Raw genomic sequence first — 20,878 nt, forward strand, 5'->3', positions numbered from 1 at the left:
CTCGACGGCGTCCTGGACTCACCGCCCGGCACGCAACGGATGGGGCCGGCCCCAGGGCATGCCACGCTTCTTCGCGGTGACACGAAGAAGGGCGCGCGGTGTTCCCCTGCCATCACGGCACATGGGAGGGGAACACATGGCAGGACATCGATTCATCGCGCGCACCGTGGGGGCCATCGCGCTCGCCGGGCTCGCGGGCTGCACCGACACCGCGGTACCCGTGGAAGCCACCGCCGAGCTCGCGACGTCCCAGGCGGAGCTGGCGTCCGTGGCCCAGGCGGCCGCCGGCAGGAAGCACTTCCAGGAGGCCCTGCCCGGCACCAACGGGCGCTCCTGCGCGACGTGCCACGTGCTCGCGGACAACACCGCGCTCACGCCCGCGCACGTGGAGGCCCTCTGGGCCCGGAACCCCGCGGATCCGCTCTTCCACCGCATCGACGCGGACGACCCCACCGCCCCCGTGCCCACCTATGAGCACTTGAAGAAGGGCCTGGTGCGCGTGGTGCTCCCCCTCCCCGCGAACATGGATGTCATTGACGTGCAGGGGAACGTCGTCACCGCGCCGGACCGCAAGGTGTCCGTCTGGCGCGCCGTGCCTAGCATCGCCGACACCGGCTTCTCCGGGCCCTTCCAGGCCGACGGCCGCGAAACCGACCTGGTCACCCAGGCCCAGAGCGCCGTCACCAGCCACAGCCTGGGCGGGACCGTGGCGCTCCCCGTGCTCCAGCGCATCGCCGCGTTCGAGCGCAGCGTGTTCAGCTCCCCCCGCGCCCGCTTCGTGTCGGAGCTGCTGGAGCTGGGATGGCCGCTGAGCACCATCCCGGATCCGGACGCCCTGCTCCTGCTCGATGCCTCCGAGCGGCGCGGCCGCGACGTCTACAACCTGGCCTGCGAGGCCTGCCACGGCGGCCGCACCCGCAACCGCATCGTGGACCGCGCCACGCACGACATCGCCTTCTATGCCCTCAAGCCCGACGGCAACATCCAGCACATCATCGGGCCCGACGGCCGGCCCCAGCGCGTCTACGTGCCCCGCCCCCACAGCGAGTTCCTCAACGCCGGCTACGCGTACATGACCTATCTGGGACAGCGCGGCGTCGTGCCCCTCTACAACACGTCCGTCGGCTTCCCCCAGTACCGCTTCCGCTTCTACACGGACGGCACGCGCCAGCATCACGTCACCGACCTGCCACCCATCCCCGTCACCGCGAGCGGCGACCCGAATGACATCAACCCCGCCCTGGATGAAAACGGCGCGCCCATCGTGGGTCCCGCGCTCGCCGCCCAGTGGTACTCCACCGACCCTGGCCGCGCGCTGATCACCGGCGACCCCGCGGAGTTCGAGGCCTTCGACGTGCCGTCCCTGCGCGGCATCGCCCGGACCGCGCCGTACTTCCACGACAACAGCCACGCCACGCTCACGGACGCGGTGGACACCTACAGCCGCTTCATCCTCCCGGGCATTCCCACGGTGGTCCTGCCGCAGCACCCGCCCGAGTTCCCAGGCGGGCCGCCGGAGTCCCTCACCCCGGCGCAGAAGCAGGACCTGCTGCGCTTCCTCCAGCGGTTGTGAGGGCCCTTCAGCGCCGCCACTCCAGCTCCGGCGCCGGCACCCGGGGCGGAGGCGGCAGGAAGGTGTGCGCCAGCCCCCGCAGGCCCCGCGCGAAGAGCTCCTCGCGGATCCACTGGCACAGCGCCGCCGCCTCGCCCTCGTGCCCGGGCGTCAGGCTGAAGGTCGCGTGCCACTCCACGAAGGTCTGCCCGGTCGCCGTCACCGGCGTCACCCGCAGCTTCGCCACGAAGTCGCGCACCGGCAGCGGCCCCTCCAGCATCTCGTAGGCATAGCTGCGCGCATTCGGGTCGTACGCCAACCGGGCCTCCAGGTACACCTCGCCGTCGCGCGTGGTGAGCCTGCGCAGGGGCCCGGGGCCGGGCTCGGGACGCGTCACCCGCTCGCTGGAGACGATGCCCGGGTGCCAGCGCGGAAGGCTGTCAAAGCCTCCCACACGGTCCCAGACCACGTCGGCGGGTGCCTGGATGAGCTGACTCGCATAGGCCTCGGCCATCAGTGCCTCACGTCGTTCGTGCATGGACATGGTCAAGAAGGGGCTCCGCGCTGAGGGTGGCCATGCGTCTGGAGGGCGCCCAACCGTCCACGGGCGGGCCTCCGGGCGCAGGGCGTGCCCCCTCGCGCAAGAGCGTGTTCCCGTCAGGCCGTTCGGCCCTGGAAGCCCTCGCAAAGCCATACAGCCAACGAACACCGTTCCCCACCGCGTCGATTCGTACCCATGCCGCCCCCCCATGTCAGGCATTGAGGCGCGTGATGTGGATCAAGGACGGCGGGGGCGAAATCGTCCAAAAGGGCTGTTCCTGGCGGTCCGCATCCCGGGCCAGTGCGCGTGTGGCCTCGCGATCACCGGTCTGGCTGGGGGGACTCGTCCGCCAGGGCATGGGACTTCGGGGTGTGAAGCATTGTCCCGGCATGGGTGTTGAAAGCGCATGGCGCATGCCCCTTGCCGAGGAGATGCCCGATGACCTCCGCTTCCATTACCGAGTACGAAACTCGCCTCTATTGGCAGGGAGAACGGGGCGCGGTGCTGACGAGCGACCGTGCGCCCCCTGTTCCGATTGGCTGTCCACTGGGCAACCAGGAGGGCGGGCCCGGGGACGGACGCTGGGACCCGGAGGCGCTGCTGGTGGGCGCGGTGGAGGGGCGCACGCTGCATGCGTTCCTGGACGGGGCCCGGGAGGCGGGCGTGGGCGTGCTCTTCTACCAGAGCTGCGCCACGGCCCGGCTGGTGGGCGCAGGCCCTGATCAGGCCGCCCGGTTCACCGACCTCATCGTCCGGCCCCATGTCGCCGTGGCCAGCGCGCGGGAGGCGGAGGACGTCCGCCAGCTCTTCGCCCGGCTGCCCGCGCGCTGCTTCCCCAGCTCCATGCTCCAGCTCACCCCGCGCATCGAGCCGGTGGTGGAGGTCTGGGCCCAGGCCCGGCAGGGGGACGCCGGGGCACCTGTCGGAAACCGCGCACCCGCGAGCGGCGCGGCGGAAGCGGCGGTTCCCTGGGCGGCCGGCGTGCGCAGTGTGGAAGGACATGCCGACGAATCCACAGACGAACCCGCCCACGAAGCCGGTGAAGGAACCGGATCCGAAGCCCACGCCTGAGATTGAACCGCCCCGGCCTTCCGTGCCGGAGAAGGACCCGCCGCCGGGAGAGCCCCGGCGCCGGGAACCGCCACCTCCCCAGCAGGACCCGGAGATCGCGCCGGGCATCCAGGACCCACCCGCGCACGACCCCAACCAGCCGGGGCCGCCGAAGATCATCGCGGGGCCGGCCGTCTGAGATTGCACACGTCCGCGCGGCGCGGCCTCGTGGGTTCCCACAGGGTTCGCGCACCGCGCGTTCGTCCGGGTTCCCCCTGGAGGGGAGACCTTGCGGTCCGCACTGGACCTTCGTCCAACGCTTCCGTGGGATGGGGTCAGCCGACGATGCAAGTCGATGCGAGGAATCATAGAGTGAGGTGCGTTCCGCGCGCACCATGTCCACGCCCTCCTCGACGCCCTCACCTCCCCAGGTCGCCGCCTTCGCCGCCGCATGCGCGGTGATCATGGCCCTGGTGGGTGCCTGGAGCGTGGACCAGGCGCCGGGGATCCGCATCGCCGCGCTGGCGGCGGGCGCGTTCGTGCTGGCGGCGGTGGGCGCGACGGCCGCCCTGCGCGCGCTGGCCCGGAGCGAGCGCGAGTGCGCCCGGCTGCGCGGGCAGGCGGACGACGCCCGGGCGCTGCGCGACGCGGTGATGGACATCACGCCGGTGGGCTTCGCGTTCTACGACCGCGACCTGAAGTACGTGCACGTCAACGCCGCGCTGGCCGCGATGAATGGCCTGCCCGCGGAGGCGCACCTGGGGCGTCACGTCTCGGAGGTGCTGCCCCCACTGGGCACGGCGCTGGCGCCCCGGCTCGCCCGCGCATTGGAGTCGAACGCGTCCCTGCAGGACCTCAGCCTCCAGGTGGAGACGCCCGCGGCGCCCGGCGAGACGCGCTTCTGGTTCGGGAGCTATTCGCGCGTGCGCGGTGCTGGCGGCGCGGTGCTGGGCGTCATCGCGTCCCTGTCGGAGGTCACCGAGCGGATGCGCGCGGAGGCGTCCCTCCAGGAGCACGAGGGGCGCCTGGACGTGCTCACCCGGTCGCTGCCGGATTACCTTTGGGGCGGGAAGCTGCGGGACGGCGTTTTGCGTGACTTCTACTGCACGCCCGTCATCGAGCGCACCACCGGCTACCCTGCCAGCGCCTTCACCGGCAGCGGTCCGGAGGGCACACCCTCGCCGCTGTGGGCGGAGATGATCCACCCCGAGGACCGGACGCGCTACCGCGAGTGCATCGAGTCGCTGGCCCTGGCCCCGAGCACCGAGGTGGAGATCGAACACCGCATCATCTGCGCGGACGGGCGCGTGCGCTGGGTGCGCAGCCGCGCCGCGGCCTCCGGCCTGGACGCACAGGGCGGCGTGCACCTGGGCTGCGTCGTCACCGACATCACCGACCGGCGCCTCGCGGATGATCTGCGCCAGCGGTTGAACGACAGCTTCCGCCGCTCCGCGACGGAGTGGCGCCGCACCTTCGACGCGGTGTCCTCGCCGCTGCTGGTGCTGAGCGCGGACGGCACCATCCACCGGCTCAACGACGCCGCGCGCGTGCTCTTCCGGGAGGCGGACCCCTCCGGCCAGCCGCTCTCCGCGACCGCCGGGGCGCCGCCCTGGTCCAGCGCTGGGCCGCTGGTGGAGGAGCTGCGCGCGACGCACGGCAGCGCCAGCCGCCAGGTGCACGACGCGGAGTCCGGGCGCACCTGGGAGGTGTCGGCCGCCTGGGTGGACGAGCGGGCCAGCGAGGATCACCGCATCATCCTGGTGGCCACGGAAGTCACCCGGCTGCTGGAGCTGCAGGCCCATGTGCGCCGTAGTGAAACGATGGCCGCCATGGGCGCCATCGTCGCGGGCGTGGCCCACGAGGTGCGCAACCCCCTGTTCTCCATCTCCGCCGTCGTGGACGCGGTGGAGGCCACCTACGGCGCCCAGCCGGAATTGAAACCGTACCTGGACGTGCTGCGCGGCGAGGTGCGCCGGCTCACCCACCTCACCCAGGAGCTGTTCGAGTACGGCCGCCCCACCCGGGGCGAGTGGACGGACGGCGCCGTGGGCGCGGTGGTCGCCGACGCCCTGTCCGCTTGCGAGCTTCCCAGTGACAAGGCCGCCGTGAAGCTCGCGCGTGCGGTTTCGGACGCGCTGCCACCGGTGCGCATGGACGCGAGGCGCCTGTTCCATGTCTTCCGCAACGTGGTGGAGAACGCCGTGCAGCACTCGCCCCAGGGCACTACCGTCCACGTGACGGCGGAGGCCGTGGAGGAGGGCGGGCGTCCGTGGGTGCGCTGCACCGTCCATGACGGGGGGCCTGGCTTCAAGAGCGAGGACCTGCCCCACGTCTTCGAGCCCTTCTTCAGCAAGCGCCGGGGAGGGACCGGTCTGGGATTGTCCATCGTCCAGCGCATCCTGGAAGAGCACCAGGGGCGCATCCGTCTTTCCAACCATCCCCAGGGAGGGGCCGAGGTGACCATCCTGCTGCCCGCCCTCCCCCCGGCCATGAACGCCGGCCCAACCCCGCAGTCACAGGTGTCATGACGCGCACCCGAATCCTGCTCGTGGACGACGAACCCGGCGTCCGGCTGGGCATGAAGGGCTACCTCACGCAGCACGGCTTCGACGTGGCCGAAGCCACCAGCGTGGCGGAGGCCCAGGAGGGCTTCCGCACGCACCGGCCCGACGTGGCTGTCATTGACTACCGGCTGCCGGACGGCACCGCGCTGGAGCTGCTGCCCCGGCTCAAGGAGCTGGACGCGGCGGTGCCCCTGGTGGTGCTGACCGGGCACGGCTCCATCGAGCTGGCGGTGCAGGCCGTGAAGGAAGGCGCCGAGCAATTCCTCACCAAGCCGCTGGAGCTGGCGGTGCTCAAGGTGGTGTTGGAAAGGCTCGTGGCCCAGCGGCGCGAACGGCAGCGCCTGTTGGCGGACCGCTCGCGCACGGCGCGCACGCAGGTGGATCCCTTCCTGGGCAACAGCCCCGCCATCCGCGCGCTGCGCGACGAAGCGGAGCGCGTGCGTGACAGCGACAGCCCGGTGCTCGTCACCGGCGAGACGGGCAGCGGCAAGAGCGTGCTCGCGCGCTGGCTGCATGAAGGCGGGCCGCGCAAGGAGGCCCCCTTCGTGGACCTCAACTGCGCCGCGCTGTCCAAGGACCTGCTGGACTCAGAGTTGTTCGGCCACGAGAAGGGCGCCTTCACCAGCGCGGTGGCCGCGAAGCAGGGCCTGCTGGAGGTGGCGGACCGGGGCACGCTGTTCCTGGATGAGATTGGCGACATGGACGTGGCCGTCCAACCCAAGCTGCTCAAGGTGCTGGAGGAGAAGCGCTTCCGGCGCCTGGGTGACGTGAAGGACCGGCGCGTGGACGTGCGGCTGGTGGCCGCCACGCACCAGGACCTCCAGGTGGCGGCGCGAGAGAAGCGTTTCCGCAACGACCTGTACTTCCGCATCAGCACGCTCATCCTCCACGTGCCGCCCCTGCGCGAGCGCGCCGAGGACGTGCCAGTGCTCGCAAGCCACTTCCTCGCGGAGATGGGCGCCCACCGGGGCCGGGGCCAGGTCGAGCTGGAGCCCGACGCGGAGCGCGCCCTCATGGCCTATGGCTGGCCGGGCAACATCCGCGAGCTGCGCAACGTGCTGGAGCGCGCGGTGCTGCTGTCCGGCAGCTCCCGCCTGTCCCGGAGTGCCCTGCGCTTCGAATCCCTGCTCCCCACCGAGGAGCCGCTGGGCGAGGACCTCACGCTGGAGGAGCTGGAGCACCGTCACATCGAGCGCGTGCTGGCGCGCGAGGGCGGCCACGTGGAGCGCGCGGCGACGCGGCTGGGCATTTCCCGCAGCTCGCTCTACGCGAAGCTCAAGGGCTGGCAGCACAAGGGCGGCTGACAGCTGTGCGCGAGGCCACGGGTTCAAGTCCCGTACTCCTCGCCACTGAAAGCCCAGCAATCCTAGGGGGTTGCTGGGCTTTTGTTTTTTCTCCGTACCGTCATGTGCCCCCCATGTGCCCCTCCGGCGTGGCTAGCCCGGAACGGCGTGCGCTTGCGGCATGGACCGGTCAAGCGCCTGCACCGCGCTCTCCCTCGCTTCGGGTGACAGGTGCGCGTACCGCATCGTCATGTCGACGGTGGCGTGCCCCATCAGCTCCTGGATGACCTTGAGGGGGACCCCGCGCATCGCGAGGTGGCTCCCGTAGGTGTGGCGCAGGTCGTGCCATGTGATGGCCCCCTGTTCGCGAGTGATGCCCGCCCGGCTCACGGCCCGTGACAGCCGGTGTTCGGTCATGCTGGCGGTGAGGGGCTGGCCGTCGGGTTGGCAGAACACGTAGGCGCCGCGCAGGTGGCGGTGGCCCTTGAGCGCGTCCACGGCCGATACGGGCAGGTCCACCGTCCGTCCCCGGCCTCCCTTGGGCAGTCCCGTCACCCCCTGCCAGATGGAACGGCGCACCTGGAGCTTGCCTCGCGGCAAGTCGAGGTCGCCCCACTGGAGCCCGATCAGCTCTCCGTGGCGGAGTCCCGTCTTGAGCGCCAACAGGATCAGCGTCCGCCACCCTGGTTCCGCCGCGTCGATCAGTCGCTCGGCTTCCTCGAAGGAGAGGAAGTCGAAGGCGGGCTTCGCCGTCTTGAACAGCTTCACGCGCGGGACGTGTTGGAGCACGCCCTGTTCCTGGGCCAGTGCGAGCAACTTGTGCAGCACGGTCAGGACGTTGTTGACGGACTTGAGGCTCAGGAGCTTCCCCCCGGCTCCCTTGCGCTTGCGCAGGGCATCCTTTGAGGGTGCGTCCTTCCTGCCGGGAATGCCCGCTGGCTTCTTCCGCATCGCGGCCTTGAAGTCCTCGATCTCCGCTGGACCGATGGCATCAAGAGGCGTGTTCGCGAACGCGGGGAGCAGGTGGTCATCAAGGATCTGCCGCTTGGTGACGACGCTGGAGTGCTTGTTGTTGTTCTCGCTGTACGTGATGAAGCGCGGGACGAACTCCCCGAGTGTGAGGATGTGGCCCGGCTCGTTCTGCTTCTCCTTCCCGAAGGTTCCAGTCAGCAGGGCGTGACGGACCTGACGCTCGTACTCTTCCGCGCCCCGACGGGTGTTGATGGGCGATGCCTTGCGGACTCGCTCCACCTTCCCGCCGGGGTGCTGGTACTTCACGTCCACCCACCACGCCTCCTGCACCTTTCCCTCCTTCGTCTTCCACTTCCGCTGCCTGACGCTCATGGCTTCTCTCCGAGCGCAGGACCGCTGTTACCCGGGCGCCATGCTAACAGCGCGTCGCGGTGGATGCGGATGGATCTGCGGAGGTGGAAGACTCCCGGCACCTGCCCCAATCGGATCGACTCGTAGAGCGTCTTCCTGTTCACGCGCAGGAGGGCTGCGGCCTCCTCGACCGTCAGGAACTCGGGCGCGCTGGAGCCCGCTTCCGTGGGCTTTGTCATCGCGTCGGCCCGCCCCCATTGGTTGGAGGCGCTCGGCCTGGCACGGTCTCGGGGGACGGCTGTGGGCCGTTTGTGCTCGCTACGTGAGCACCACGCGATCCCGTGAGAGGGACGACCTTCGCCGCTTGCTGTGATCCGTCCTGACCCGGCTGGTGCCAAGAGGGAAGCCAGCCCCGCGTCTTGCTGTCGCGCTGTTCGGTCCATCCCGCCGTCTTCAGCGCGGCAAGGAAGGTTCGTTTCTGGGGCGGATGCTTCTGCCCCACCACGATGCAGAACCCGCAGACCGCCGCATACAGCGCGTCATTCGTGAACGCCTTGGTCTTGCCCACCTGAGCGCCGCCACGGTGAATCACGGTGGCCAGCGGGCCATTCATCGCCCAGTCGCGAATCTGTGCGTCGGGGTCCGGGCTCTCACTGAGTTCTCGCAGGAATTGCTCCGTCACCGGCTCGCTGAGTTGCTGAAGCTCCTCACGGGACGCGTTGACGTGGGGCCGGCGAACCTGCCGCATGTCCACGGCGCGGTTGACCATGGCGTGAGCGAAGGCGGCCACCTGCCGCATGAACTCGGGCGTGAACGCGTCGTCTTCTCCCGGAGCGTGCAGCGATTCCAAGAACTCCCGATGCGTCATGCCCAGGTCCGGGTGCGTGTACTCGGCGGGCTTGGTCCTGTTGTGGAGCACCGTCCAGCGGCGGTCGCCCTCCTCGATTTCGATGGGCTTCGTCCGGTTAGTCGCGGCGAGCAGTCCGGCGCGGTTCGTCGCGGACGTTCGGGCAACGCCCTTGCTCTCCAGGAAGACCTCGCCGTCGGTGATGGTCGCCTTGAGCCCGTCGCCGAGCGAGCCTCCGCGCTTGTGGTTATCGAGCAGCTCGTTGGCGAAGATCAGGAGCTTCGTGGCGAAGTGGAAGTTGTAGGGCTTGGCCAGATCCGCCTCACCAATCTGGACGCAATTGGAGGGCCCCAGCAGGTGCGACAGCACGCGATAGAGCACGTTCTTGCCGGAGCCCGGGGGGCCTTGCAGAAGGATAGCGGTGCCCGGCCTGGAGCCCGGATGCTGGACCTTGAAAGCGATCCAGTTGAGCAGCCAGTCAAGGCCGGCTGCGTCTTCGGCGAGCCAGAGCAGAACGCGGCGCACGTCGGGCCACTCACCCTGAATTGGCGCGAGCGTAGGAGCCTCCCAGGTGTTGACCGCAAACGTCCCGTCCTTGCGCCTGATGAGATCGGGCGCGTTCGGCCTGCACTCAATAGCCATGACGCCCGCGCAGAGGTTCAGCACGTCGGGGGCAGAGGCCAACGGGCTGACTCCACGCGGCCACATATCGCGCGGGGGCACCAAACCTCGCAGAATGAGGTAGTCCTCGGCCGCCTTCTGCGTCAGGAACTCAGGGGCGAAGCCGCGCCCGTCGTGGCGCCGTGCAAGGTAGCGCTCCAGCGGAACGACCTTCACCAGCGGTAGCTTGGCGACTTCGGCGCGCGCCGCTTCGATGTCGGCTGCGTGGGCCAGCGCGTCTTCGGGATGGATACTCGTGCTCACTGCTCGCCCCCGTTGTGGTGGCCCGAACTGGCCGCCAGTCCCAGAGCACGGCGCCATTCCGCATACTCCGCTGCCCGTTGTGCCGCTCTCTGGCGGTCCCATTGCGTGAGCTTGGCGCGCGCGCCGCGGAGCCCTCGCAGCGCTTCGCCCCACACGTCCCGGGACGGTTCCAGTCGCGAGAGTGCGTCGAGAGAGAGACGCGCGCATTCGAGGAGGCTTTCCGAACTCTCCTCGGGCGTGGCCACGCGGGCGAGCATTTCGGTCAGCTTGTTGATGCCCAGGTGCCGCTGCCCGTCGAGCATGAGCACTTCGCCTGTGTCCATCTGCGCGAGCACGGTCACGGCGTCGGAGCGCTTGAATCGCTGGAGGCGCCTGCGCACGTCACCCGGATTCGCCGTGCGCGTGCCGTCCACCTGCTCCTCGTTGGGACGTTCGGCGTAGCGCGCGAAGGGCACCCGCAGCAGGGGGCCGAACTCGGCTTGTACGTCCAACGGCTGGCCCTGGTGGTGCTCGGGGATTGGTCTTGGCCGCACGTTTGAAGGGTCCCAGCTCGGCAGGTAGTAGAGCCGCGCGACATCCTTGCAGGACGCATCCGCCTTCAACGCAGCGTCCGTCAGCTCGCCGAGCCCCACGCAACGCATGAGGCGCGGCCAAAGGCGCTCCGACCAGCGGCTCGCCGAGCCAAGGGGCACGGGTTCGCTGAACGGGAAGACGACCCGATAGCGGATTGGCTTCGACGTGCGCCCGTAGGAGTGCGTGGGGTAGGCGAGGAACCACAAGCCACGGCGGCGCAGGCTCGCAAGCCACGCCTCAAGCGCGGCCTGGGTTTCACCGTCGAAGTCCACGATGCCCAGGGTGACGTGGGAGAAGTTCGCGTTGCGGCGGTAGGGCGCGGGCGTGGGCTGCCCGTCCTTGCCTTCGTAGAGGCCATCAGCGCGGGGCGGATGCGGCTTGGCCGGGATGATGGCGCGGCCGTCCTTCTCGGGGCGCACGAGAGGATCGGCGGCCACCTCGTAGAGAGCGGCCATCAGCTCGCCCGCTGAGTTGAACTCCACGACATCCAGACTCCCTGGGGTGAAGCGCGAGTCAGTCAGGCAGACCGTCCAGGAAGCGGGCACCGGCACAGCGCCCGACGCTGGGTTTTCCGCGTCAACATGGGACGGCATGGTGGGAGCTGTGACGGAAGTCCCAACGCGGGGGGGCTCCGTCATTGCTCCGTCACCGGGGTTTTCACTCTGTACGTGACGGAGTGACTGAACTCCCTTTTCCTTAAGAGAAGAAGAGAGAGAGGAGAGGGAGAAACAAGCCGCGTCAGTCACTCCGTCACCCCCTCTCGACGCGGGGCCAGCGTAGCTACCGGCGCCAGCGCGTTGGGGGCAGCGAGCGTGTAGACCCGTGGCACCGCGCCACGCACGCCGGGCCTGTGCCGGTGGGACACGCGCACCGCGCCAGTGGCCAACAGAAGGGTCAGGGCCCGTCGAGTGAACTGCTCTCCAGAGCCGAGGCGCCCGCGCAGCTCCTTCACGGTGAGGCCATCAGGCCCGGCTTGGGTGAGCGCTGCGATGATGTGAGGAATGTATTTTTCGAGAACTTCAATCATGGTTGATTTTCTTTGTTTCCCTCCCATCCGGTAAATGCGTGCGGCAATTGCGGGTGGCTCACGAGCACCGGCACCGATGGGCGATCATGCTCCGCTCGCTCGCAACCCAAAGGGCTTGGCATTCCGCAGCCTGCCCGCGTGGTGGAGGGCCTTGAGGCATCCCCCCGGCTCCGATTTCCGAAGCGAGGCCACTTCGGACCGTGCTCGGAGGTCCCACACGCTGAGAAAATTTCCAAAAAATCTCGCGGGCTCGGTTGGGTTTTGCCGTCCGCCCCCCCCCGAACTCTTGCCGAAACCGCCCCCGTAACCGGCTGGATGCCGCCGCGTCGGCTATGGGCAGAGCAGGCACACCCCGCCACGCTCCACGGTCCCCAGGTGCCGCTGCCCGCCCTTGGCACCGCACTCGCCCGAGCGTCGGTCGGCTGCCGCGCTCCTGGAACCCCTCCACAGGCCCGCCGTGCTGTCTCTCGCGTCTGGTGGTTCCAATGCCCGGCTTTTGCCCGGCCAGCAACCAAGCGCGCCCCAGCAGACTCCGACGCCTTCCGCAGGCAGCTCGGCAGAAGTGCGCGCCGACGCCGTCAGCGGCGAATGAGCCACAGACAAAAACCGCACCCATTTAGCGGGTGCGATGCCCAATTCAATCACACGCTCTCTTCAGCTTGCAGCCGTTCGGAAGGATGCGGCTGCGCTGACCGCCGTCGAGGCTGGGAGCGGTCAACGTGTCTATACGTTCAAGGCGAGCGACGGCGACTTCGATCGCTACTTCGACCGGCTGAACGTCAAGGGCTGGAGGATCGACGGGTACAACGCGAACGGCGTCGTTCTCTTCAATCACGACGACGGCGCTCAGGCTGCACTCACGGGAGCTGAGCCGCCGCTTCCCATCGGCAAGGGGCGCGTCTACGTCGAAGGCGACGCGCTGATGATTGATGTCGAGTTTGACGACGAAGACGACTTCGCGCGCAAGGTCGAGCGCAAGATCGCGAGGGGCATCCTCAACGCTGTCTCAGTCCGCTACCTGATGCTACCGGGTCATTACCGGCAGAACGAGCGGGGCGGCTTCGACTGTGACGCTCAAGAGCTGCTCGAAGTTTCGATCGTGACGATCCCGGCGAACGCGCGAGCTGTGCGCGCGAAGTCGCTCGACGGTGAGGGTGAAGACATCGTCGAGCGCATCGCGAAGCGGGTCGTCGAGCTGTTCGACGCGCGAGCCGAAGCGATGGCCGACGACGACGAGAACGACAAGCCTGACGCGAGCGCCGAGCCGGCCGACAAGCCTGACGAGCCCGCGCCCGCGAACGAGAGCAAGCCCGATTCGGGCGAGCCGCCTGCCGACGCGCCGAAGGCAGACGACGAAGAAGAGGAAAGACGAAGGGTTTCAACGCCGCCGACGCCGCGAAGCAATTCGTCGAGGCGTTCAAGCAACACATCCGAGGAGTGTGAGAAGATGACTCGCCAGCAGATCGCGGAAATGGTGAAGGCGCTCGGCCCCGAGGTCGCGCGTGAGCTGATCAACGCTGCGGCCCGAAGCGCCCCCGGCCGCGTGGGAACAGACAGGGCGACGCGCGAGGGCAGCGTCTACGCAAGCGTCGCGAACTTTGGTGCGTTCACGAAGAGCGTCATCGCCTTGGGTCGCCGCACGGGCGCGGGCGAGCTGCTCGACGCCGCGAAGCGCTTCGGCAATGCCGACGTGCAGAAGGCAGTTCAGCTCAGCAAGTTCGACAGCGCGGGCGTGCTCGTACCGATCCAGCAGAGCGGCGAGGTGATCGAATTCCTCCGACCCGAGGCCGCACTGCTCAAGCTCGGCGTGCGAACCCAGCCGTTCAAGGGCGAGTTGCACATGGGCACGCAGACGGGAACTTCTGTCTTCAAATGGGTTGGCGAGGGGGAGACTGTCCCGAGGACCGCGCCGAAGTACGGGAAGCTCGTGCTCAAGGCGCACAAGGGGATGGTCCTCACCGACGTCAGCAACGACCTGCTGCGCACGCCGGGGGTCGGTGACGCGAGCGTCGGTGAGGACATCCGCGCCACCGTGGCCGATGGCCTCGACGACGCTGGCTTCAACGGTGACGGCACGAGCGCCGCGCCGAAGGGGCTCTTCGTGCAGCTCGACCCCGCGCAGGTCTTCGCGAGCACGGGCACGACCGCCGCGGCATACCTGGCCGACATCGACAGGGCGGTCGAGCTGCCGCTGACCGCGCATGTTCGCATGGGCACTGCGGCGTGGGTCATTCACCCGACCCGGGCGACTGCGCTGATGCAGCTCAAGGACACGGGCATCTTCATCTTCCGTCAGGAGATGCTCGACAAAGGCACGATCCGGGGCTTCCCCTTCGTGATGACGACGCGCGTCCCCGTGACGAAGGTCGTCTTCTCGGCGGACTGGCGGCAATTCATTTACGGGATCGACGAGAATCTGATCCTCTCCGAGCACGACACCCGCGCCGAGCACGACGAGACGACCATCCGCGCGATCGTGAAGGGCGACTTCAAGCTGCGCCAGCCGAAGGCGTTCAGCGCGATCACCTACTAAGCCGACGGGGTGACAGCGGGGCAGCTCGCACAGTGCATGCGGAAGACCTGCCCGCGCTCAAAGCTGGCCGTCCTGGGGGGAACCACGACAACGCGGTTCTACGCATGCTGTCGGCCAGTGCGCCGTCGCTCGTCGCGGGTTTCTGGGAGGGGTTCGCCCGCGACCTGGACTTCGAGCGGCTCGGGGTCGAGTGGGTGCCTGAGACCGCGCAGCCCCTCAAGCGCGGCAAGCTCCGCCTGATGCGCGGTCACGTCTGGCATCGAGTCCCGGAGACGGGCACATGCACGGGCCCCGACGCGCCGTAGACGACTAGGCCCGCTTGCTCGTGGCTCGTGGAGCCCGGCATTTAATCGCTCGCTCTAGCGGGGGGCTGCCTGGAGACACTCCCCCCGGTTCCCGTTTCCGAAGCGCGGGCACTGGGGACCTTGCTCGGCGGTCCCCCACGCTCGAAAAATCCTCAGAAAATTCGTGGGGCTTCGTTACGTGCGGCGCCCCCCGAATTCTTGCCGAAACACGCCCGGTAAACGGACGGCCGCTCTTGGGGGGGAAGTGTGACGAGTTGCTAGGCAGTCCACCCCGCCGTGCTTCAAGGGGCCGCCCTGCCATTATGCGCCGCCCGGCGCCTGCCCCTCCCCGTTCGGTGGCCCCTGAGTTCTTGGAGCCTTCCAAGTGCTCGCAGTGCCGCCACCCCTCACGTCCGGGATGGCCTCGGTTGCCTTGGCACACCCGTTGCGGTACTCCAGGAGTCTTTACGGCCCCACCCCAGCCCCGCCCGCGTCAGTGTGCCACGGCACCGCTACAGCCCCAGTCACTGTGCCGAAGGATCCAGCGTCATGCGTGCACTGTGGCGAACTCTGGGATTGCTGGTTTTCGCGACGAGTACCCCGGGAAGTGAACTGTGCGCCGCGTTCGCTTGGAGCACCGACGTTCCGCACACATGTCAATGGGCCTAGGCTAGACGAGCCCCCTAAATGTCAGGTATTTGCCACCTGCCACTCACTACCCAGGGGTTCACCACATGCTGAAGTCGGGGCTCGTTGCTCTTTGCGTCACGTTTACGGCCGTGCTCGTCAGCTTGACGGTGGCGCCGCAGGCACACGCGGCCGGACTCTTCGCGAAGACCCAAGTCATAGTTGACGAAGAAATTGCGCTCTCAAACCACGGCTCCCAGATGCGGGGCTTCAAGCTCTCAAGCAAAGCAACGCTTCAAGTCAGCGTCAAAGGCGTTAAGAACACGGACAAGGGCTTTGACGTCTACCTGATGACGGCGGACAACTACGAAAAGTTCAAGGAAGGAAAGGAGTTCAAGCATTTTCCCACGTTCCAGGGCCTGAAAATCACTGGCGCTACGAATACCGCAGACATCCCGGCAGGAGACTATGTGCTTGTCGTTCACAACAAGTACAACCTGCTCAAGGGAATGATCGTGCAGGTGAAGGCGACCATCAATCCCTAGCTTCACTATTACATGCACCCGCTTGCGCCAACCTGCGGGCGGGTGACTGTCTCAGATGCAATCCGTGCCGACCGCTGAAGCCTTGTCGGGCTCGCGGGGTTCTTGATGTGGTTCAGCCGGTCGGGCAGTTCGGGCGGCAAGGAGCATCGGGGATGCCCGCAGCCACGGGGTTCCAGAAACGGGGGCCGGGCCAACGCTCAAGTCAGCCGTAGTTAAGGCGTCAAAAACTGCCCGCGTCGGCAAGCCCCTGCATGCTCACCTTGACCATGACTTTGCCTGCCACAGTCTTAAGTTTCTTCAAATAGGCCGCTGCGTCGCCCTTACCGGAGTTCCGATGCCGACCCCAGGAGTGAAGACATACGAACATTCTCGTAAATACGAGGCGAGTACGCTCGGCAGGCTGTGGGGGCTGTCTGGAAATCGTTGTGCGTACCCAGACTGTCCATCCAAGCTGATTGCTGATGCCACGCCCTGTGACGACTCGGTCATCATTGGCCACATCGCACACATCTACTCCGTGAACTCCGGCGGGCCTCGGCCTTATCCATTTGAGGATGCCAGCAAAGCAGTAATCAACGGGTACGACAACCTGTTGCTCTTGTGTCGGCACCATCATGCGCTGGTGGACTGTCAAGAGTCGTCCTTTCCAGTGGAGATGCTCAAGCAATGGAAGCAGAACCACTCCTGCCAAGCCCTATCCACACGCACATCGATACTGCCGAAACGATTTCATGAGTTCGCCTCCATGGGGGCTCGCTTCACGCTTCAGACTTTGGACGGAACGATTACATCCATTGGCGCACCTGTTGTTCGAATCGTGCGCGAAAAGAATGGAGAGAACGAGCGTGACGTTCAGTATGTGGACCGGCAAGTGTGGATCCGCCTCGACAATGGGCGTGAGTTTGAACTGAAAATCCAAAACGTCGATCCCCCTGGCCGCGAAGGGATGCGCGTAACCTTGTTGCGGATAATGGACGAGGCAGGCAACGCTCTTCCTCACTCCATCTACAACCACGCCTCTCCGGGCTGGACGCAGCTCAATTATATCTGGGGAAGTATCCAGTGGAGTATCAGCGCGCCAGAAGGAATGCTTGGTGCTCTACTCCTCTTTGCCGTCGTATTTGCCATTGTATTCCTTCCGCCCATGATCGGACTCCGACAGCATGACGATGCAATGCTGATCTGCCTGGGCTTCATGGCTACTTCGCTCATTGGTGCTGGAATAAGGCACTGGCGGCTGTGGCAGCACGCCACAAGGGCGATGCAGGAGACACAGTTCGTCTGAGCAAGCGATCGCGGCATCTGACCACCTTGTGATGCGGCAGGCCCTGTTGGCGGTTGTTGCAGTCGCGAATGTGGCGCTCCGCTCAAAGGCTGCGTCCTCGCATGCTGATATGCTCCCGAGTCGAAGAACCGAAGCACCCACCTTTGCTGCGGGGATGTTGCCATGCGTTTCCGGAGATGCGGCGCCCTCTTGCTTCTGCTCGTTTTCTCCGCCTGCGCTTCCTCGACGCCCCCTCCCAATGAGCGGGGAACGTGGAACCCGAGGCTCGCCAACCTCCAGCGAGCAGCAGAGTTGCCGTGGACTGACGGGGGACGATGCGTCGTCCGTGAGGCTTCCCAGCCTTGGCCCGCGCTGGTGGAGAAGTGCTATCGGACCCTCGACCGTGACCGGATCGAGTTCCACGACACCACGGGGAGATGCTCGATTGCTTCAGCGGATGCCGCGACCGTGGGACTTGGGTTCTGCGTGCTGGCAGCTCCTGAGATTGCTGTAGGGGCCGTGATCGTGCTTGGCGTGGTGGTGGTCGGCGTCGCCATCAAAGAGGCACTGAATGCCTATGAGTTCCGCCATGCCTACCCCGAGGAAGCTGGGACCTCACGAGGAACGGAGGTGTCCTCCCGGGAAGCCGAAGCGCAACGCAAGCCCAAATCGAAGCCCGATCCAGCGGGGCAGGACTGGTTCCCTCCAGCGCCGACCGATCCAATGGACCGAGAGCGCCGCCTTGAGTGCAGGCCCGTTCCGGTGCCGCATCGTGGCGGCAATGATCCGCACAACGACTGCGCCGATCTCCTTCCGCAGAACAGCTTCCCCGGCTGGGATGTGCTTGTTAATGGCAAGCAGTTTGACGCACTGGTGCTTGTTACGCGGACTCTGTGGGACGTCAAGACTGATGCGTTCGAGAAACACAACCTGCACTCCCAGCAGTTTTTTGCCAAGGTGAAGCTGCCCGAATTGCAACGCGAGAGAAGGCTCGCAGAAGCATGTGGATATAAGTTTGTCGTTGGCGTCCGAAGCGCTGCACACAAGGCTGCTCTTGAGAAATTGGATAACACTCTCGCGGTTGTTGTCATGGACTGGTGCTAACATGGCGGTCTTTCCTGATGAACTCGGCATCATTGTCTATGCGCCTGCACTCGTGGGTGACGACAGGCGACCTCTCGCTATCGTTCATGGAATGGAAGGCGCGCTTCCTGGTCTACGGCTGGACTGGACGTATTCCGAGAAGGAAGAGTTTGTTGCGTTACCTCACCGCGACGAATGGATCGTTTCAGATAGGACGGACAACGGGTTTCCGTTCATTTGCAACGATGACAGAAGCCGCCCAGTGACGATTACCGGCTGGGAGAACCCGAACGGGCTTGCGGCAGGGAGCCCACCGCACTTGGAGGTTCACGGATCGCTGCACCTGGACGCAGCCGGTATCCCGGCGGGAGCGAATGTGCTGGCAGCCATAGGGGAAGGCGCTCGCGCTTTCTGGGGACGCGCTACGCCGTCCAACGCGGCCGTCGAGATTTCGCAGCAGACGATCGATCCGGTGCGTAAGCCGGGTGTCCCACCACGCGGCCTCCCAGCGCTTAGGTTTCCGGACTACATCCGCTCGCCTGAGGTTCCGCATTACCTCGGGTGGTTGAACTACTGGTCGGCTGCCGCCGCGCAGGCCATCGGCTTTCCGGACCCGACCCGCGACGCCGAACTGCTTTCACGGGCGTGGCGCACGGCCTCGGGCGGCTGGGTCGTGCAGCTCACCGACGCGCCGCTCGACCTGGACAACCCCGCCCACCTGGACGCGCTGAAGCGGGCCTATGAGCGGTTCTCGGAGATCGGCGGCCGTGCGGCGCCTTGACCCGATTCAGGAACCCGGGGCGCCCCTCCGGCTGTAGGAAAGAGACCCACTGCGCGCGGGCGCGCGATGGTAGCCTTCCCCCTTGGGAGGTCATGCACCATTGCTCCAACCGTTCAGATTGGCTCTAGCGTTCGCGCTCGTCTCGGGAGTTGCTGCGGGGGCTGAGCCGGCACCGGGGGCGCGCGTCAGGCGGGAACGTCCCGTCACCGTCGCCAGCACGCCCGCCGAACCACTGCCCGTCGTCCATGTCGCGGGGGGCGCCCGGACGCTGTTCCTGTTCTCTGCGCCGATCCAGCGGAAGACCCTCACCTTCGACGAGTCGCGGATCCGTGTCCTGGATGCGGGCGAGCGCTCAATCATCGTTCAGCCTGTAGCCAATCTCACCGAAGGCGAGCGTCAGGAGATCGGGGTCTTCTTCGCTGACGGCCGAGCGCCCACCCGGGCCGCCTTCGTGCTCATGACAGACCCGAGCGACGTTGACGCACTGATTGACGTGCAGCGCCCGGAGCCTCCGAACACGGCTTGTAAGACGGACGCTCAATTGCCGGTGCCGAAGCCGGAAGACTTCGTGTTGCTTGGCTTAGTGGATGGGAAAGGCGTCACAACCTCCAAAATCCAAGACAAGCGGGATGATGCTCAGGGCTTCAGGACACAAGGGGCCGTATCTTTTCGGGGCAAGGGGTGGGTTCTGGTGGACGTGACGATCTGGAACACCTCCGACCAACAAGCCTGGACACCACGAGAGGCAACATTTACGGGCCGTGTCGGCATGCCTCTGCGGGCGCGGCTCGTGACAGCAAAGAAGGGCCCGATCCTGCCGGGGGAGGAGCGGCGCGTTATCGCGGTCGCGGAAATTCAGGATTCGGACGCAAGCTTTGTCTTCGCATTGGAGGTGCGCGGGGACGACGGACGGCGTCTCTTGATTCCTGAAGTGCGCTTCCCGAAGCCCGCTACGGGAGGCGCCCAATGACGGCGACGCCGATTGAGACGCCGCCCGGCACGCTCATTGACGGATGGCAGGTTTCCGAAGAACTCGGCAACGGTGGCTTTGCCCGCGTCTTCCTCGGAGAGAAGAACGGTAATCGCGGTGCGATCAAGGTGGCGCGTCACCGGGAAGTGAGCGGCGATTTCAAGCAGACCCATGCCCGGACCTTGCGCGAGCTGACGGCGCTTCTCATTCTGGAGCACCCGAACATCGTCCGCCCGCAGGGGTATGGCTACACGGCGACCGGCAACGTGTACCTTGCGCTTGACTACGTGGACGGCTGGACGCTTGCGGAGTGGGCAGAGCGAAAACACCCCACGATTCGCGAGATTCTGAGCGTCTTTGAGAAGATCGCGGCCGCACTGTCTTACATGCACAGTCGGGGCGTGCTGCATCGGGATTTGAAGCTGCTCAATGTCCTGATCCGCAAGAGTGACGGCGAGCCTGTCATCATCGATTTTAGCTGTGCGACCTACTCGTTGGCCGAAGACCTGACTGAGGGCGGTTTGCCTCCGGGAACCGAACGCTACCGCGCGCCAGAACAGTTCCAATTCCTGCGCGAGCACAAGGACGAGCACCGGGCTCGCTATGCCTTCCAGGTGGCCGACGAGATTTTCGCCGTCGGCGTCATGCTGCATGAGCTGCTGACCGATCCGCGACCGACAGAGTTCCGCCCGCGCTTCGCCCTGAACAGCCAACAATTCGAGCCGCCGCCGCCCCGACTCGCGAACGCCCGTGTTCCCGAGGTACTGAGCGATCTCGTCGAGAGCCTCCTGGAGCGGGACCCCTCACGGCGCCCGGTCGACACGGAAGCACTCCGTCGCGAGTTTGCGGATCTCCGGGCCGACCCAATCGTCGACTACGACGTGCCGGCGCATCCACCATCCGCACAACATCAGCCCGAGCCCGCCGCGCGGGGGGCACTTGGAGCGCCGCTCCCTCTCAACCCCGCCCCCCTCAAGATGCACGTCGCCCTGATGAAGCGTCCGCACCGGCCGGCAAGGTGGCTCGCGGGCGTTGCGGGTGTCGTCGCGCTCGTCGTGGCTGCGGCCTTCTGGGGCTCTTCAGTGGAGAGCCCCGCCCCACCTCCTG

General features: G+C 66.8%; 19 protein-coding genes and 1 pseudogene. 14 read left to right on the plus strand and 6 right to left on the minus strand.

Going from position 1 to position 20,878, the window contains the following annotated elements; translation table 11 throughout:
- Positions 1-136: 136 nt before the first annotated feature.
- Positions 137-1,573 (plus strand): cytochrome-c peroxidase, encoded by a 1,437-nt coding sequence (locus D7X32_RS24140; RefSeq protein WP_120604928.1) that lies wholly within the window; start codon positions 137-139, stop codon positions 1,571-1,573.
- A gap of 7 nt (positions 1,574-1,580) precedes the next feature.
- On the opposite strand, the gene D7X32_RS24145 is transcribed toward D7X32_RS24140, so the two are convergent.
- Positions 1,581-2,090, minus strand: a complete 510-nt coding sequence (locus tag D7X32_RS24145) for an SRPBCC family protein (RefSeq protein WP_158625748.1) — start codon at positions 2,088-2,090, stop codon at positions 1,581-1,583.
- A gap of 441 nt (positions 2,091-2,531) precedes the next feature.
- On the opposite strand from D7X32_RS24145, the gene D7X32_RS24150 reads away from it, so the two are divergent.
- The 4 genes from D7X32_RS24150 (at position 2,532) to D7X32_RS24165 (ending at position 7,011) form a co-directional block, all read left to right on the plus strand.
- Positions 2,532-3,164: an OsmC family protein gene (locus tag D7X32_RS24150; protein ID WP_120604930.1), complete on the plus strand. Its 633-nt coding sequence runs from the start codon at positions 2,532-2,534 to the stop codon at positions 3,162-3,164.
- Positions 3,094-3,342 (plus strand): hypothetical protein, encoded by a 249-nt coding sequence (locus tag D7X32_RS24155; protein ID WP_120604931.1) that lies wholly within the window; start codon positions 3,094-3,096, stop codon positions 3,340-3,342. Before D7X32_RS24150 ends, D7X32_RS24155 begins: the two co-directional genes overlap by 71 nt.
- A 196-nt stretch (positions 3,343-3,538) precedes the next feature.
- Positions 3,539-5,671 (plus strand): ATP-binding protein, encoded by a 2,133-nt coding sequence (locus D7X32_RS24160; protein ID WP_120604946.1) that lies wholly within the window; start codon positions 3,539-3,541, stop codon positions 5,669-5,671.
- The gene (locus D7X32_RS24165) at positions 5,668-7,011 is read left to right on the plus strand and encodes a sigma-54-dependent transcriptional regulator (protein ID WP_120604932.1); all 1,344 of its coding nucleotides are present in this window, start codon (positions 5,668-5,670) and stop codon (positions 7,009-7,011) included. Before D7X32_RS24160 ends, D7X32_RS24165 begins: the two co-directional genes overlap by 4 nt.
- Positions 7,012-7,143: 132 nt before the next feature.
- On the opposite strand, the gene D7X32_RS24170 is transcribed toward D7X32_RS24165, so the two are convergent.
- The 5 genes from D7X32_RS24170 to D7X32_RS24190 form a co-directional block, all read right to left on the minus strand.
- On the minus strand, positions 7,144-8,334 hold the full coding sequence (locus tag D7X32_RS24170; RefSeq protein WP_120604933.1) for a tyrosine-type recombinase/integrase: 1,191 nt from the start codon (positions 8,332-8,334) through the stop codon (positions 7,144-7,146).
- The gene (locus tag D7X32_RS24175; RefSeq protein WP_120604934.1) at positions 8,331-8,552 is read right to left on the minus strand and encodes a helix-turn-helix domain-containing protein; all 222 of its coding nucleotides are present in this window, start codon (positions 8,550-8,552) and stop codon (positions 8,331-8,333) included. The genes D7X32_RS24170 and D7X32_RS24175 overlap by 4 nt, the downstream gene beginning before the upstream one ends.
- Complete coding sequence (locus tag D7X32_RS24180) at positions 8,549-10,084, minus strand: primase-helicase family protein (protein WP_120604935.1); 1,536 nt, start codon at positions 10,082-10,084, stop codon at positions 8,549-8,551. Before D7X32_RS24180 ends, D7X32_RS24175 begins: the two co-directional genes overlap by 4 nt.
- Positions 10,081-11,139, minus strand: coding sequence for a hypothetical protein (locus tag D7X32_RS24185; protein ID WP_120604936.1), 1,059 nt, complete (start codon positions 11,137-11,139; stop codon positions 10,081-10,083). Before D7X32_RS24185 ends, D7X32_RS24180 begins: the two co-directional genes overlap by 4 nt.
- Before the next feature lie 260 nt (positions 11,140-11,399).
- Positions 11,400-11,684 (minus strand): hypothetical protein, encoded by a 285-nt coding sequence (locus D7X32_RS24190; RefSeq protein WP_208752535.1) that lies wholly within the window; start codon positions 11,682-11,684, stop codon positions 11,400-11,402.
- Positions 11,685-12,606: 922 nt separating this feature from the next.
- Between D7X32_RS24190 and D7X32_RS46930 the strand changes: the two are divergent.
- The 9 genes and pseudogenes from D7X32_RS46930 to D7X32_RS24235 form a co-directional block, all read left to right on the plus strand.
- Positions 12,607-12,756 (plus strand): annotated as a pseudogene (locus D7X32_RS46930) (primosomal replication protein N); the annotation flags it as partial.
- Between the two features lie 375 nt (positions 12,757-13,131).
- Positions 13,132-14,217 carry a phage major capsid protein gene (locus tag D7X32_RS24200; RefSeq protein WP_120604937.1) on the plus strand — a complete coding sequence of 362 codons (1,086 nt, stop codon included), beginning with the start codon at positions 13,132-13,134 and terminating at the stop codon, positions 14,215-14,217.
- Between the two features lie 104 nt (positions 14,218-14,321).
- Positions 14,322-14,522 (plus strand): hypothetical protein, encoded by a 201-nt coding sequence (locus D7X32_RS24205; RefSeq protein ID WP_120604938.1) that lies wholly within the window; start codon positions 14,322-14,324, stop codon positions 14,520-14,522.
- A 713-nt stretch (positions 14,523-15,235) separates the two neighbouring features.
- Positions 15,236-15,673 (plus strand): hypothetical protein, encoded by a 438-nt coding sequence (locus D7X32_RS24210; RefSeq protein ID WP_120604939.1) that lies wholly within the window; start codon positions 15,236-15,238, stop codon positions 15,671-15,673.
- Positions 15,674-16,022: 349 nt separating this feature from the next.
- Positions 16,023-16,958, plus strand: a complete 936-nt coding sequence (locus tag D7X32_RS45055; protein ID WP_147450242.1) for a hypothetical protein — start codon at positions 16,023-16,025, stop codon at positions 16,956-16,958.
- A 354-nt stretch (positions 16,959-17,312) separates the two neighbouring features.
- Positions 17,313-18,041, plus strand: a complete 729-nt coding sequence (locus D7X32_RS24220) for a DUF6310 domain-containing protein (RefSeq protein WP_341868154.1) — start codon at positions 17,313-17,315, stop codon at positions 18,039-18,041.
- Between the two features lies 1 nt (position 18,042).
- Positions 18,043-18,801 carry a DUF5953 family protein gene (locus tag D7X32_RS24225; RefSeq protein ID WP_120604942.1) on the plus strand — a complete coding sequence of 253 codons (759 nt, stop codon included), beginning with the start codon at positions 18,043-18,045 and terminating at the stop codon, positions 18,799-18,801.
- Between the two features lie 100 nt (positions 18,802-18,901).
- Entirely contained in the window at positions 18,902-19,771 is an 870-nt protein-coding gene (locus D7X32_RS24230; RefSeq protein ID WP_120604943.1) for a DUF2381 family protein, read from the plus strand.
- The coding region (locus D7X32_RS24235) for a serine/threonine protein kinase (RefSeq protein ID WP_147450243.1) at positions 19,768-20,878 on the plus strand (1,111 nt) is incomplete at its 3' end. The genes D7X32_RS24230 and D7X32_RS24235, both read left to right, overlap by 4 nt.

Origin of the sequence: Corallococcus carmarthensis, from assembly GCF_003611695.1 — a bacterium.
In the GTDB taxonomy this organism is placed as follows: Bacteria; Myxococcota; Myxococcia; order Myxococcales; family Myxococcaceae; genus Corallococcus; species Corallococcus carmarthensis.

Coding starts and splice junctions, on each gene's coding strand:
- D7X32_RS24140 (WP_120604928.1), top strand. CDS start 137: ATGGCAGGACATCGATTCATCGCGCGCACCGTGGGGGCCATCGCGCTC.
- D7X32_RS24145 (WP_158625748.1), bottom strand. CDS start 2,090: ATGCACGAACGACGTGAGGCACTGATGGCCGAGGCCTATGCGAGTCAG.
- D7X32_RS24150 (WP_120604930.1), top strand. CDS start 2,532: ATGACCTCCGCTTCCATTACCGAGTACGAAACTCGCCTCTATTGGCAG.
- D7X32_RS24155 (WP_120604931.1), top strand. CDS start 3,094: ATGCCGACGAATCCACAGACGAACCCGCCCACGAAGCCGGTGAAGGAA.
- D7X32_RS24160 (WP_120604946.1), top strand. CDS start 3,539: ATGTCCACGCCCTCCTCGACGCCCTCACCTCCCCAGGTCGCCGCCTTC.
- D7X32_RS24165 (WP_120604932.1), top strand. CDS start 5,668: ATGACGCGCACCCGAATCCTGCTCGTGGACGACGAACCCGGCGTCCGG.
- D7X32_RS24170 (WP_120604933.1), bottom strand. CDS start 8,334: ATGAGCGTCAGGCAGCGGAAGTGGAAGACGAAGGAGGGAAAGGTGCAG.
- D7X32_RS24175 (WP_120604934.1), bottom strand. CDS start 8,552: ATGACAAAGCCCACGGAAGCGGGCTCCAGCGCGCCCGAGTTCCTGACG.
- D7X32_RS24190 (WP_208752535.1), bottom strand. CDS start 11,684: ATGATTGAAGTTCTCGAAAAATACATTCCTCACATCATCGCAGCGCTC.
- D7X32_RS24200 (WP_120604937.1), top strand. CDS start 13,132: ATGACTCGCCAGCAGATCGCGGAAATGGTGAAGGCGCTCGGCCCCGAG.
- D7X32_RS24205 (WP_120604938.1), top strand. CDS start 14,322: ATGCTGTCGGCCAGTGCGCCGTCGCTCGTCGCGGGTTTCTGGGAGGGG.
- D7X32_RS24210 (WP_120604939.1), top strand. CDS start 15,236: ATGCTGAAGTCGGGGCTCGTTGCTCTTTGCGTCACGTTTACGGCCGTG.
- D7X32_RS24225 (WP_120604942.1), top strand. CDS start 18,043: ATGGCGGTCTTTCCTGATGAACTCGGCATCATTGTCTATGCGCCTGCA.